Here is a 12,988-nt window from a genome sequence, read left to right as displayed (position 1 = left end):
GTGGCCGACATCCCAGATGATCCGGTCGTCGGGGGTGTCGAACACCGCGTGCAGTGCCACCGTCAGCTCCACCACGCCCAGCGAGGCACCCAGATGGCCGCCGGTGGTCGAGACCGCGTCCACCGTCTCGGCCCGCAATTCCTCGGCCAGCTGGCGGAGCTGGTCCACCGACAGGTTGCGCAGGTCGCGCGGGGCGCTCACCCGGTCCAGAAGCGGAAAGCGGCCCATCGTCGGCACCTGCCCCGTGGGCTGTCCCATGGGCTGTCCCGTGGGCTCGGCGCCGGTCTGGCCGGCGCCGGCGGTCGCGGCTGTGCCGGCGGAAACAGGGGAAAGGGGCTGGTTCATGACGAGTACGTCCGTTGTGCTTGCCGGGACATGGGCCCGGGGCGGCCCTGTCCGGTCCATTCTGTTCTTGCGACGTTTCCGGGTGGGGCGAGCCTAACGCCCCTCGGTCTGTTACAGTTCGGTTTCTACTCCCGTCGCGGAAGCAAATACAGACTCTCCCTCGCCACTGTGGTCATTTGGTCACAGTGCATCTGATGGGAATTGAGTATAAGAGCCGATCTGTCCTATACCCCCCGGAACGGGATCGCGTGGCGTCGCATGTCCGCAACCTCGCTATGTCTTTCGTGCACGGCTGAGATCGTGCCGGGTTGTTATCTGCCGCGTTGGCGTGTCCATAATACAGGTCACATGATTTGAGAGGCCGGCCGAATGCCGGCGCAGGAGCAGAGGGTTCATGGCCGTTCCTATTATGCAGGCTGTCCGGGTGGGCGCTTACGTCGTGAAGCAGCACGTGACCGGGCGGAAGCGTTATCCGCTTGTTCTGATGCTCGAGCCGCTGTTCAGGTGTAACCTGGCCTGCGCCGGCTGCGGGAAGATCGATTATCCCGCCGCGATCCTGAACCAGCGCATGACCGTGCAGGAATGCCTGGATGCGGACACCGAGGCCGGTGCCCCCGTCATTGCCGTCGCGGGTGGCGAGCCGCTGCTGCACAAGGAAATGCCGGAGATCGTCCGGGGCCTGATCGCGCGCAAGAAATATGTCTATCTCTGCACCAATGCGCTGCTGCTTGAGAAGAAGATGGACGATTACGAGCCGTCGCCCTTCTTCTCGTGGGATGTGCATCTGGACGGCGACCAGGCGATGCACGATTCGTCGGTCTGCCAGGACGGGGTGTACGAGCGCGCCGTGGCCGCGATCAAGAAGGCCAAGGCCCGCGGCTTCCGCCTGTCGATCAACTGCACCGTGTTCGACGGGGCCGACCCCAAGCGCCTTGCCAACTTCTTCGACGAGGTGATGGCCATGGGCGTGGACGGCATCATGACCGCGCCGGGCTATGCCTACGAACGCGCGCCGGACCAGGCGCACTTCCTGAACCGCCAGAAGACGAAACAGCTTTTCCGCGACGTCTTCCGCCTGGGCAAGGGCAAGAAGTGGCGCTTCACGCAGTCGCCGCTGTTCCTGAACTTCCTGGCCGGCAACGAGCAGTATCACTGCACGCCGTGGGGCAAGCCGCTGCGCAACGTCTTCGGCTGGCAGCGCCCGTGCTACCTGCTGGGCGAAGGCTATGCCAAGACGTTCCAGGAGCTGATGGACGATACCAAGTGGGATGATTACGGCACCGGCAATTACGAGAAATGCGCCGACTGCATGGTTCATTCGGGCTATGAATCGACGGCCGTGATGGATGCGGTGCGCCGCCCCTGGCACATTGCCAAGGTCGCGCTGTTCGGGCCCGAGACCGAGAAGCCGATGGTGCCGGAGATCTCGCTGGCCAACCAGCGGCCGGCCGAATATGTCTTCACCCAGCATGTCGATGCGCGCATGGCCGAAATCGCCGCCGCCAAGAAGCCGGCCAAGCCGCCGCGCGTGACGGTGGTGGATGTGCCGGCCGTCGAGGCGGCCGACGCCGCCGACTGATCGGGACATCTTTCCGGTACGATCAAGGAATGGCGGGGCCGGAAGGCTCCGCCATTTTCATATCAGGGCCTGTTCGGAAACGTGCGCCGGATCGCCACCAGCGCGCATTTACGAGCAGGCCCTACGAATTTCGAAGCCGGCGCATTAGAGTGCGCGGCATCATGATCACGTCCATCGCCGTCATTCTTCTTCTGGTTCTCGTCAACGGCATCTTTGCCATGGGGGAGCTGGCCCTGATTTCGGCGCGCCGGGCGCGCCTGAGCATCATGCAGCGGGCCGGGGTCAAGGGCAGTGAGCGCGCCCTGCGCCTGGCCGACGATCCGCAGAGCTTCCTGCCCACGGTGCAGGTCGGCATCACGCTGGTCTCGATCCTGGAGGGGACGTTCGGCGGCACCCAGATCGAGGGCGCGCTGACGCCGTGGCTGGCGCGGTTTGCGATCCTGCGGCCCTTTGCGGGCGAACTGTCGATCACGATCGTGGTGGTGGCGATCACCTCGCTGATGCTGGTGCTGGGCGAGCTGGTGCCCAAGCAGATCGCGCTGCGCCATCCCGAGATCATCGCCGCCCGACTGTCGCTGCCGCTGGAGGGGCTGGCGCGGGTGACGCGGCCGGCCGTGTGGCTGCTGGGCTGGTCGTCGAACCTGGTGCTGCGCCTGATGGGCGTGGAGGCGGCGACGCGCGCGGCGCTGACCGAGGAGGAGCTGAAGGCCTATATCGCCGAGGGCGCGCAGTCGGGCGTGCTGGAGCAGGAGGAGCGCGACATGATCGAGCGCCTGCTGCGCATGCCGGATCGGCCGGTGCGGGCGATCATGACCCCGCGCAACGAGCTGTTCTGGATCGAGCGCGGGGCCAGCCAGGAGGAGCTGCGCCGCACGCTGCGCAACACCGTCTATTCGCGGATCGTGGTCTGCGAGGGGGGAGTGGACAATCCGGTGGGTGTGATCCTGGCCAAGGACATGCTGGACCGGATGCTGGACGGGCGGCCGGTCTCGATCGAATCGGTGCTGCGCAAGCCGGTGGTGGTGCCCGACACGCTCTCGGCCTTCGACATGGTGGAGCGGATGCGCTCGATCCCGCTGGGGATTGCCGTGGTGCTGGACGAATACGGGTCGTTCGAGGGGATCGTCACCGCCTCGGACCTGTTCGAGGCCATCGTGGGCGAGCATCACGAGCCGGGCAGCACGCCCAAGGAGCGGCTGGCGCAGGACGATATCCTGATCTTGGACGGCTTCATGCCCGCCGACGAGGTGAAGGACCGGCTGGGCCTGGCGGACCTGCCGGACGAGGGCAGCTATCACACGCTGGCCGGGCTGATCCTGGCCCTGCTGCGCCGGGTGCCGGCGGTGGGGGACAAGATCGTCTTCTCCGGCTGGCTGTTCGAGGTAACGGAGATGGACCATCGGCGCGTGCAGAAGGTGCGCGCCAGCCGGCAGGTGCTGGCCGAAAACTAGGGTTTGTGTCCGTCAACGTGGGCTGGTGAGCGAGAGTGCCGCAGAGCGGCCTTGATGGCCGTGAGCACCGGAGCACAGCGGACGCGCGCCGGATCGCCACCAGCGCGCGTTGACGGACACAAACTGATCGGCTGATCGGGCCGTGTATCAGGCCGCCGCCAGCAGGGGGGCGGAAACGGGCTTCAGTGAAGCGTGTGGACCGGGCGGCTGGCGAGGTCGCGTTCCGAGGCGAAGGCGGGCCATTCGTTGCGGGCCAGGGTTTCCAGCGACGGGGTGGGGAGGCCCATCCGGTCGGCGTAGAGCCAGAGATAGGTCAGCGAGCGGCGGACGTAATCGCGGGTCTCGGTGCTGGGCAGGCATTCGATGAACAGCAGCGGGTCGTCGTTGTACTCGTCCGGGTCGTCCTGGCGGGCGATGGCGGTGGGGCCGGCATTGTAGCTGGCCAGCAGGCGCACCAGGTCGCCGCCCGGCGTGCGGTGGTGCTCGTCATGCTGTTCGGACAGGTGCGCCAGGTAGAGGATGTAGAGCTGTCCGATCTCGAGATTCACCGCCGGGTTGTGCAGCAGGGCGGGGGAGGCGACGAAGCGGCCGGTCTGGCCGGTCACGAAGCTGGCGGTGAGCGGCATGAGCTGCATCAGCCCATGGGCGCCGGCGCCGGAGACCGCCCCGCTGTCGAAATTCGATTCCACCCGGGTCAGGGCATAGACCAGCGCCGGATCGACGCGGAACCCGTGGCCGGGAGCCAGGCGGGGCAGCGGCAGGCGGCTGGTCGGGCTGGCCCGGCCGCCACCCTGCGTCGCCAGCAGCGAGGCGAGCTGGGTGGACAGGCCCTTCAGCCCGGCGGCATCGGCCACGAGCTGGACCGAGCGGCACAGGGCGGCGTCGCCCTGGATATCGGGCCATAGTCGCCGCAGGGCGGCCTCGGCGCGGGCGGTCTCGCCCACCTGGAGCAGGGCGAAGGCGCGGCGGCCGGCGGGCGTTGCCGCCACGGCTTCCACGTCGATTTCGCCCATCACCGGCGCGCCGGCATGCAGGAACGCCCGGTCGTCGGCCAGGCGCGCGCCGTCGGCCGGCGGTCGTGCCGTCTGCGTCGGGCGCAGGCCCAGGAGCTGGGCGGCCAGCAGGCCGTAGAACGTGTGGGGGGTGGCGGCCGCGCGGTGCAGCCAGGGCCGCCAGGCCGCGAGATCGCCGGTGTTGCGGTGCGCGCGGGCCGCCCAGAAGGCGGCGCCGGCGCGGACGCTGGCCGCCGTCAGCTCGGCGCGGGAGGCGCCTTCGAACAGCGGGGCGGCGATGTCGGCGCGTCCGCGCCGCCAGGCCGCCAGGCCGGCGACATAGCCTGCCAGGCCGATCCGGCCGCCGGATTCGATGAAGGCGTCCTGCCCCGTCTTGAGGGCCAGGGCGGTGTCGCCGGCGCTGAACAGGGCCATGGCGACCTCGGCGCGCAGTTGCGCGCCGTAGAGGGGGCTGAGGCCGGGCGTGATGCGGATGAGGTGCAGGGCGCTGCGCGCGCCCTTGGCCCCCTGTTCCGCCCGCTCGCGCACCGTGCGGTCCAGCAGCGGGTTGCGGGTGAAGGCCCGGCTGGCCGGGTCGTCTTCCTCCGGCAGGCGCACGGGGGCGGCACCCACGCCCGCCGCCAGCGCCATCGACGCCGGCAAGGGGGGGAGGGTGGCACCGCGCGGCGACAGGCCGGCCAGCAATGCGTGGATCGCCGGCGCATCGGCCAGCGTGGAATAGGTGTGCAGCCACAGGCGCAACTGGCCGGGGGCGGCGTGATAGAAGGGGTTCAGGTAGCGGTCGGCCAGGATGTCGCCCAGCAGCGTGTCGTCACGCAGGTTGGCGGTTTCCTGGATCGCGGCGTCGAAGGAGCCGGCATGTTGCAGGCTGAAGATCCGGCGGACGCGCGCGGCGTCGTCGGGGGCGAGGGGGCGGGCCAGCCCCACGGGGCCGCCGCCGGGGGGCGCGATCCGCGGCAGCGCCATCGCGGTTTCCTCGTTCCGCTCGTCGCCGCCCAACGGATGGCCGTCACCGGGCTGCGCCGTCGCGCCGGTCGCGCGCAGCGGACCGAGCGCACCGGCCAGAAAAGCGGCGCCGGCCAGGAAGGCACGGACCGCACGCTGTGGGGGTGAGTATGATGTCCCTCGCATGGCCGACGGGCCTCTACCGGCTGTTGTTGGGAAAAGCAACCCTATTCGAACGCGGGCTCACAGTATGCGTTCCGCAGGGGGTGGTTAAACAGCCGTTAAAATTGCGGTTTATGGTGACAATTCACGGGTGAATAAAACGTGTATTGCGGTGCTGCGCACCGCGTGTCTGCCACAATCCGGACATAGTTCCACAGGGGCGGATTTACTTACTGTTTCAGTCTGTGTCCTTGCCGGAATCCAGCGTTGTGCGGAGCAACAAAAGGTCCTTCCACGCGTCGCGCCGGGCGGTGGGGCTGGCCCCGAGCTGGGAGGGATGGCGCATCGGCAGCAGCGCGATCGGTGCCGCGCGGCCCGGGATCGGGATGTCGCGCCAGCGGCCGCGCAGGCGGGCGATGCCGGTGGTCTCGCCGGTCAGCAGGCGGGCGGGCGTGTTGCCCATCGCGATCACCTTCCGGGGGGCCGCCAGCACGATCAGCCGGTGCAGGAACGGCGTGCAGATGCGCAGTTCGGCGGCGGAGGGGGGGCGCTCGCCCGGCGGCCGCCAGGGGATGACCGGGGCCAGCAGCATGTCGGCGCGCGCCAGCCCGATGCTGGCCAGCATCCGGTCCAGCAATTCGCCCATCGGGCCGGCGAAGGGGGTGCCGCCGCGATCCTCGGCGGCGTCGGGGGGCTCGCCGATCAGCAGCAGGCGGCCGGGGGCCTCGCCCGCCGCGGCCACGGTGTGGGTTGCGGTGTCGCGCAGGCCGCAGGCGTCGAAACCGGCCATTGCCGCGTGCAGTTCGGCCAGCGTGGTCGCGGCGGCGGCGGCCTCGGTGGCCTGCTGCACCGCGCGGTCGATCAGGGGCAGCCCGTCCTCGGCCCCGGCGGGGGCGCCGGCGGCGGCCGGGCGGGGCGTACGCCGTGGCTCCGGCATGGCGGGCGTGGCGGCGGGCGGCTGGGGGCGGGATGCCGGGCGCGGCGGTGTGGAAACCTGCGCGGCATCGTGCGTTGCGGCCGGCGGGAGTGCCGAGGGGGCGGGGCGGGACAGCCAGTCGGTCGGGCTGTCGTCCAGTGCCGTGTCGGCGCCCCATTCGCCATAAAGCCGCAGCAGGGCGAGTGCTTCCATCATGCTCTACCGGGGCCTTCCGCGCGGGTGGTCCGTCCGCCGGGGGAGAATGGCGGGCAGGGTTTGGCAGTTTACCCGACGCGGGGTAGGGTCCGCCATATGCAGCGTTCTGGCTCTTTTTGCGCGTTCCTTCTGGCGCTGGCGGCGCCGGCCGGTCTTCTCCATGCGCGGGAGGTGCCGGCCCGGCCCGTGCCGGTCGTGGACAGTATGTCGGCATCGTGGCCGGCGGGGCTCGCCGGCCCGTATCTGGTCGCCACCGTCGCGGCGCTGGAAGGCGACGATGCGGTGGCCGGGGCGGCGTTTCGCCAGGCGGCGGAGATCGATCCCGGTCAGCCGGCGCTGCTGCGGCGGGCCTTTCTCTATAGTGCGCTGGCCGGCAACGATTCGGCGGTGGTGCTGGCCGGGCGGCTGCCGGGCCAGGCGCTGGCCGAACTGGTGCTGGGCAATGAAGCGGTGCGGACGGGGCGATGGACCGAGGCGCTGGCGCATTACGACCGGGTGCGCAAGGACGCGCTGGTGGCGACGATCCGCCCGCTGCTGGAGGCCTGGAGCCTGCTGGGCGCCGGGCAGGGCGAGCGCGCGCTGGCCGCGCTGGACCCGCTGGTGGGCGACCGCGACCTGGGGGGATATTATGCCGTTCATGCCGCGCTGATCGCGCGGGCGGCCGGCTGGTCCGACCGGGCGGCCCGCTATGAGCGCGCGGCGCTGGCCAGCCCGGCGGCGGGCCATGACCTGTTTACCGTGCTGGCCCTGGGGCACTGGCTGATCGGCCAGGGGCAGCGCGCGCAGGCGGAGCATCTGGTCGACACGCTGCTGTCCGGCGCGCCCGGCCTGTCGCTGTCGCGGCAGGGCATCCTCGCGGCGATGGATCGCGCGCCGCCGGCCACGCCGCGCCAGGGAATCGCGCAGGCCTTTGCCTTCCTGTCCGGGCTGGTCGGGCTGGAGGTGGCGCGGATGCCCGACCCGTCGGGCCGGCTGGCCCATGATGGCGGGTTGCGGGACATGCGCATGCTGCTGCTGCGCTTCGCGCTGGGGCTGGACCCGGCGGTGGGGCAGGCGCGGCTGATGCTCTCGGCGCTGCAATATGAATCCGGGCATGCGGTGGTGGCACGCGATACGCTGGCCGGCGCGGCATCGGACGACCCGCTGGCCACGGTGATCCGGCTTCAGTGCGCGCGGTTGGATGCCGCCACCGGGCGGTGGGATGACGCGAATGCGGCGCTCGGCCGGCTGGCCGCCGCCCAGCCCGGCCAGCCGCGCATCTGGCAGACGCTGGCCGACCTGCAATCGGACCGGCAGGACTGGCATGGGGCGGAGGCTTCCTATAGCCGTGCGATCGCGGCTTCGGGGCCGCTGGCGGGTGAGGACTGGCTGCTGCTGTTCGGCCGGGCGGTGGCCTATGACCGGCTGGAGCGCTGGCCGCAGGCGCAGGCCGATCTGGAGCATGCGCTGGCGCTGGCGCCCGACGAGGTGCTGCTGCTGAATTATCTGGGCTATTCGCTGGTGCAGCAGGGGCGCGACCTGTCCCGCGCCGAGTCGCTGTTGCGCCGGGCGGTGGCGCTGGAGCCGCAGAATGCGGCGATCCGCGACAGTCTGGGGTGGGCGCTGGTGCGGCAGGGGCATGTCGCCGAAGGGGTGGAGATGCTGGAACGCGCGGCGGAGCAGACGCCCGAGGACCAGGCGGTCAATTACCATCTCGGCGTGGCCTATCAGGAGTCCGGCCGGCTGCGCGAGGCCGTCAACCAGTGGCATTTCGCCCAGGGGCTGCCGGCCAGCGATCCGGGCGACGCGGAGCGGATCAGCGCCGCCCTTGCGGACGCGGCGCGTTCGGTCCATCAGGGCGAGCCGCCCGTTCAGGCACAATCGGGCCAGAAGAAGGACTGAACCGCCCGTGACAGGGACCCTGTACGAATCCGCCCACGCGAAGATCAACCTCTATCTGCATGTGACCGGGCGCCGGCCGGACGGCTACCATCTGCTGGACAGTCTGGCGGTGTTTGCCGGTGCGGGCGACACGCTGGCGCTGCATCCGGGCCATGGCGGGGCCGGTGCGGTCTCGCTGGATATTACCGGCCCGTTCGCTGCCGGGCTGGTGGCCGATGCCGACAGCAACCTGATCCTGCGGGCCGCGCGGCTGCTGCGGGCGGAAATCGGCGGCACCGATCGGCTGGAGCCGTTGCATATCGTTCTGGACAAGAGGCTGCCGGTGGCCTCGGGCATCGGCGGCGGCTCGGCCGATGCGGCGGCGGCGCTGCGCCTGCTGCTGCGTGCCTGGCCCGGCAATGTGCCGCGTGAGCGGCTGATGGCGCTGGCGGTCGAGCTGGGGGCCGATGTGCCCGTCTGCATCGACCAGCGCGCTGCCCGCATGGGCGGCGTCGGCGAACGGCTGGACCCGGCGCCCGCCCTGCCGCCCTGCGGCATGATGCTGGTCAATTGCGGCGAGGCGGTCTCGACGCCCGCCGTGTTCCGTTCGCGCGCGCCGGTCTTTACCCCGGCCGCCACCCTGCCCACCGCCTGGCCCGACGTGGCGGCGATGGTGCGGGACCTTTCAGTGCTGACCAACGATCTTCAGGATGCGGCCTGTGCCGTCTGCCCGACGATCCGCACCGTTCTGGACGTGCTGGAGGCTGCGCCGGGCTGCCGCCTGGCGCGCATGAGCGGATCGGGGGCGACCTGCTTTGCGCTGTTCGACAGTCCGCAGGCGGCGCAGGATGCCCAGGCGGCGGTTGAGCGGCCCGGCTGGTGGGTCTGGTCCGGGGGGGTGTGCCCGTAAACGCGGGCTGGTGGCGATCCGGCGCGCGTCCGCTGTGCGCCGGTGCTCGCGGACACACGTGACGGGATCGTGGTGTGCTGTGATATCGTGGCCTGCGAAGAGGGTTGGGGAGGTGGCGATGAGCGCGCGCATGCAGGTCAGTCTGTCCGAGGATCGCCGGATGGCGACGCTGGTATTTCTGGATGGCAGCGGGGTGGAAGGTTCGATTGCCTTTACGCTGGAGCAGCTGGGCGAACTGATCGCCAGCCTGGGTACCGTCCGCAGCGCGATGGTGGAGAACGTGCCACCGCCGCCGATCGAGGGGGCGCCGGTGGTGCCGGTCTTTCGCACCAACTGGGCCGTCCAGCCCGAGGCGCTGAGCGAGGGCTCGCTGATCGCCTTCCAGCATCCGGCCTATGGTCCGGTCGGCCTGGCCCTGGCGCCCGAGGATGCGCGGCGCGTGGCCCAGGCCCTGACGCGGCATCAGGCGATGATGCATTCCGGCCGGGGCGATACGGGCCTGCCGAGCTGACGGCTGCCCCCTGTGGGGCGTGTTGAGACGTCTGGGCGGAAACAGGCTGTCGGAGGTCAGAGGGCGGGTGGTTCGATCGGCCAATCGGCGCGGGCCAGGGCCCGGGGGGCCAGGCGGGCCATCAGCAGGGCGAAGGCGGCCGCCAGGATGGGCACGGCCCAGGCCAGCGGGGGAACTGAGGGTTTGTTGAAGAGGATGTCGGCGTAGATCTGCAGACCGGCCAGGCTGCCCAGCATCGAGAGCAGCAGCATGAATCCGGGACGGTTGGTCAGGGGGGAGAACACGGCCAGGCTGGGCAGGTAGCTGCCGCCCACGATGACGGCCGCCAGCGCCGGTGCTGCCGCGATGGCGCGCGGCACGGGCACCGTGCCGATCAGGATTGCGGCCAGGGCGGTGAACAGGCCCAGGATCGTGCCGGCCAGCACCGCGCGGCCGGCATGGGCGCGATAGAGCGCGTGGGCGAAATCGGCCCGCGCGCCGAACGGGCCGAGCGACAGCAGGAACGGCCAGTCGCGGCGCGACAGCATCCAGTGGGGGAGCGCCACGGCGCCGAACATGGTGACCTGGCCGAGCGTGGCGGTGGCGGCGTCGCGCGCATCCTGCCATGTGGGCGCGTGCAGGGTGCTGATCGTATTGACCAGCAGGGCGAAGCCCGTGACCACCATCAGGATCGCGGCCGACTGCGCGACCAGGGCCAGCGGCGCGCCGGACGCCAGCCCGTTGGGCAGCGGCACCGCGCGCCGGCGTGGCGGCTGCCACATCAGTGCGCGGATGAGGGTGCGGGTGGCGGGATTCGGCGGCCTGCGGGCCGGCCGGGTGGCGGGGATGGCGGGGCCATGGTCGCCCGGGTGGGCGAAGGGGCTGTGATGCAGTTCGACCAGCGCGGCGGGCAGGGCGACGGCCAGCACCCCCAGGGCGATGAACCAGGGGGCCTTCATCAGCAGGTCCTGCATCGTGGGGATCATGAACAGCACGAACAGGCCGAACACGATGGCGGTGCGGACCTTGCGCAGGCGCGGCCGCAGGATTTTCGGCCCGACCAGATCGCTGCCGGTGCTGAGGGAGAGGTTGAGGGATTCCAGCGCCAGCACGTTGAGCAGCGGCAGGCCGCGCACGATCGCGGGCACGGCCAGCAGCAGCAGCCCCAGCGCGAGCAGGATATGGATTGCCCGGTATTCCGCCGCGATCAGGCGCGGGAACATCGGTGCCAGCGGCGAGCGCACCTGCCGCCAGTACTGGCAGCACAGGCTGGAGAACAGCGATTGCTGGGCCAGCCACCAGAACAGGCCGATATCGTGGAGGCTGGCGGCATGCCCCGGGGATGGATGATGGAGGCTGGAGAAGGTGATGACGAGATAGGTTGCCGCCGGGATCAGGGTGGGATTTTCACGGATGAAGACCGGCGAGGCATAGAGCCGGAGCGCGCGCAGCGTGTCGGTCATCCTGCGGTTACCGGGTCAGGGCCAGGAACAGCCGTTCGACATCGCCCGGCAGCATGGTGTGGCCCGCACCGGCCGCCGCGTCGTCCAGCGCCGGGTGCCAGCCGCGCACCCATATGCCCTCCGCCCCCTGGTCGGCGATGATCTCGACGCCCCATGCCGCGACGGGCGGGGCGGAGAGGCGGCAGACGGTGGACGCGATCTCCGGAGCCGTCATGTCCAGCATGACCCGCCCGTGGCGCATCATGACGAAACGGTCGCTGATGTCCTGAAGGTCGGAGATGATGTGCGAGGAGATCAGCACGCTGGCCCCGGTGCGCCGCGCATAGGCCGGCAGCATGCGCATGAAATCGTAGCGGGCCTGCGGGTCGAGGCTGGCGACGGGTTCGTCCAGCACGATCAGGTCGGGGCGGAAGCGCAGCGCCAGCACGATGGCCAGCCGCTGGCGCTCGCCGCCCGACAGGGTCTTGATCCGGGCGCTGGGGTCGAGGCCCGCCCATTCCTGCCATGTCCGGTCCTCGGCGTCGTCGGGGCGGGCGCGGTACTGCGCCAGATAGGCCATCAGTTCCCCGACCCGGAACCAGGTGAAGCCGGTCATGGTCTGGGGCACGAAGCCGATGCGCGCCCGTGTTTCGGCGCGCAGGGCGGAGGCATCCTCGCCCCACAGCCGCACCGTGCCGGCATCGGGCGAGAGCAGGCCGAGCAGGCAGCCGATCAGCGTGGTCTTGCCCGCGCCGTTGGGGCCGAGGAGGGCCGCGATCTCGCCGGGGCGCAAGGTCAGGCTGAGATCGTCGAGGACGGCGCGGCCGCCGAGGATCTTGCGCAGATGGGCGATCTGGACCGGGGCCTGGTGATCGGGGGCCTCGCGATCCGGAGTGGCCTGGCCTGTCATTGTGCGCGCTTCGGAAAACATTTCAGAACGTTGCAGCGGCGGGTGATTTTCTGTCAAGCCGGGCTGGCCGCGCGCCGGATATTGTCGCTGTACCGGAATAACGCTTTGTGTCGCGGGATCGTGGACTGTCGCAGTTATTGATTTCCGGTGCAGCGGTTTCCGCCTGCATGTTGCTGGCATGTTACAATCTGGAGCCATGCAGATGAGCGACATATCCCCACCAGACGGGCGGGGCCGACCTGTCGGGCCGCCTCATGACGGGTCGGAGGGGCAATGGCCGTTCTTCCGGATGTGGATGGTCGTCGCGATGGCGGCGGCGGGGCGTCCTGCATCCGGTGCTCCGGCCGCATCCTATTTCATGCCTCCGGCGCCCACAATGGCCGTGCCCCGGAATGGCGCGCCGGATGGTTTGCGTGCCGGGCATGGCGGGGTGAAGCCCGGTATCGGCGGCGCGGGGGGATCGGGGTATGATGTCACCGCTCCGGCCTTTTCGCCGCCACCGCGGGCGCCCGGCGTGCCCGGCCATGTCGGGCCGTTCGCTATCGAACAGGGCAATGCCAGCCCCGTTCCGATGGAAACGGGACGGACCGTGACCGCTGCATATCCCGTCAAGGGCGTGCCGGGAATGGACCTGACCATCAACATGTTCGCCGGCCACCGGCAGACGAACACCGGCAGCAATGTGGGCACCGGTGCGCTGACCGCCGGCATGCGGATCAAATGGTGAGGCAAGGGCGAGGCTGTTCCCG

Annotated in this window: 11 protein-coding genes; 6 read left to right on the top strand and 5 right to left on the bottom strand. The window is 70.3% G+C overall.

The window, feature by feature from the left end:
- Positions 1-258, bottom strand: a 258-nt coding sequence (locus tag HLH29_RS11790; protein WP_275944179.1) for a 1-deoxy-D-xylulose-5-phosphate synthase N-terminal domain-containing protein, incomplete at its 3' end; no start/stop codon positions are given.
- A gap of 481 nt (positions 259-739) precedes the next feature.
- Here HLH29_RS11790 and hpnH point away from each other — a divergent pair.
- Positions 740-1,924 carry an adenosyl-hopene transferase HpnH gene (gene hpnH / locus HLH29_RS11785; RefSeq protein WP_182966998.1) on the top strand — a complete coding sequence of 395 codons (1,185 nt, stop codon included), beginning with the start codon at positions 740-742 and terminating at the stop codon, positions 1,922-1,924.
- Between the two features lie 161 nt (positions 1,925-2,085).
- Positions 2,086-3,375 carry a hemolysin family protein gene (locus HLH29_RS11780; RefSeq protein ID WP_182966996.1) on the top strand — a complete coding sequence of 430 codons (1,290 nt, stop codon included), beginning with the start codon at positions 2,086-2,088 and terminating at the stop codon, positions 3,373-3,375.
- A gap of 182 nt (positions 3,376-3,557) precedes the next feature.
- On the opposite strand, the gene HLH29_RS11775 is transcribed toward HLH29_RS11780, so the two are convergent.
- Together HLH29_RS11775 and HLH29_RS11770 are read right to left on the bottom strand one after the other, a co-directional pair.
- The gene (locus tag HLH29_RS11775; RefSeq protein ID WP_182966994.1) at positions 3,558-5,519 is read right to left on the bottom strand and encodes a lytic transglycosylase domain-containing protein; all 1,962 of its coding nucleotides are present in this window, start codon (positions 5,517-5,519) and stop codon (positions 3,558-3,560) included.
- Positions 5,520-5,733: 214 nt separating this feature from the next.
- On the bottom strand, positions 5,734-6,627 hold the full coding sequence (locus tag HLH29_RS11770) for a uracil-DNA glycosylase (RefSeq protein ID WP_246374168.1): 894 nt from the start codon (positions 6,625-6,627) through the stop codon (positions 5,734-5,736).
- Between the two features lie 96 nt (positions 6,628-6,723).
- Here HLH29_RS11770 and HLH29_RS11765 point away from each other — a divergent pair, with 96 nt between their 5' ends.
- From HLH29_RS11765 to HLH29_RS11755, 3 genes are all read left to right on the top strand, one after another.
- A complete protein-coding gene (locus HLH29_RS11765) occupies positions 6,724-8,508 on the top strand; it encodes a tetratricopeptide repeat protein (protein WP_182966992.1) in 1,785 nt (594 codons plus the stop codon).
- A gap of 7 nt (positions 8,509-8,515) precedes the next feature.
- Positions 8,516-9,397 carry a 4-(cytidine 5'-diphospho)-2-C-methyl-D-erythritol kinase gene (locus HLH29_RS11760; RefSeq protein WP_338030233.1) on the top strand — a complete coding sequence of 294 codons (882 nt, stop codon included), beginning with the start codon at positions 8,516-8,518 and terminating at the stop codon, positions 9,395-9,397.
- A 118-nt stretch (positions 9,398-9,515) separates the two neighbouring features.
- Positions 9,516-9,908: a hypothetical protein gene (locus tag HLH29_RS11755; protein WP_182966990.1), complete on the top strand. Its 393-nt coding sequence runs from the start codon at positions 9,516-9,518 to the stop codon at positions 9,906-9,908.
- Positions 9,909-9,964: 56 nt separating this feature from the next.
- Here the strand turns inward: HLH29_RS11755 and HLH29_RS11750 are convergent, their stop codons facing one another.
- Positions 9,965-11,350 (bottom strand): hypothetical protein, encoded by a 1,386-nt coding sequence (locus HLH29_RS11750; RefSeq protein ID WP_182966988.1) that lies wholly within the window; start codon positions 11,348-11,350, stop codon positions 9,965-9,967.
- Positions 11,351-11,357: 7 nt separating this feature from the next.
- On the bottom strand, positions 11,358-12,239 hold the full coding sequence (locus tag HLH29_RS11745) for an ABC transporter ATP-binding protein (RefSeq protein ID WP_182966986.1): 882 nt from the start codon (positions 12,237-12,239) through the stop codon (positions 11,358-11,360).
- A 202-nt stretch (positions 12,240-12,441) separates the two neighbouring features.
- On the opposite strand from HLH29_RS11745, the gene HLH29_RS11740 reads away from it, so the two are divergent.
- Complete coding sequence (locus HLH29_RS11740; RefSeq protein WP_182966984.1) at positions 12,442-12,966, top strand: hypothetical protein; 525 nt, start codon at positions 12,442-12,444, stop codon at positions 12,964-12,966.
- Positions 12,967-12,988: the final 22 nt, after the last annotated feature.

It is taken from the genome of Gluconacetobacter tumulicola (assembly GCF_014174215.1).
GTDB lineage: Bacteria > Pseudomonadota > Alphaproteobacteria > Acetobacterales > Acetobacteraceae > Gluconacetobacter > Gluconacetobacter tumulicola.
The sequence above is the reverse complement of the archived record's forward strand: the minus strand, read 5'-3'. Positions and strand labels throughout refer to the sequence as shown.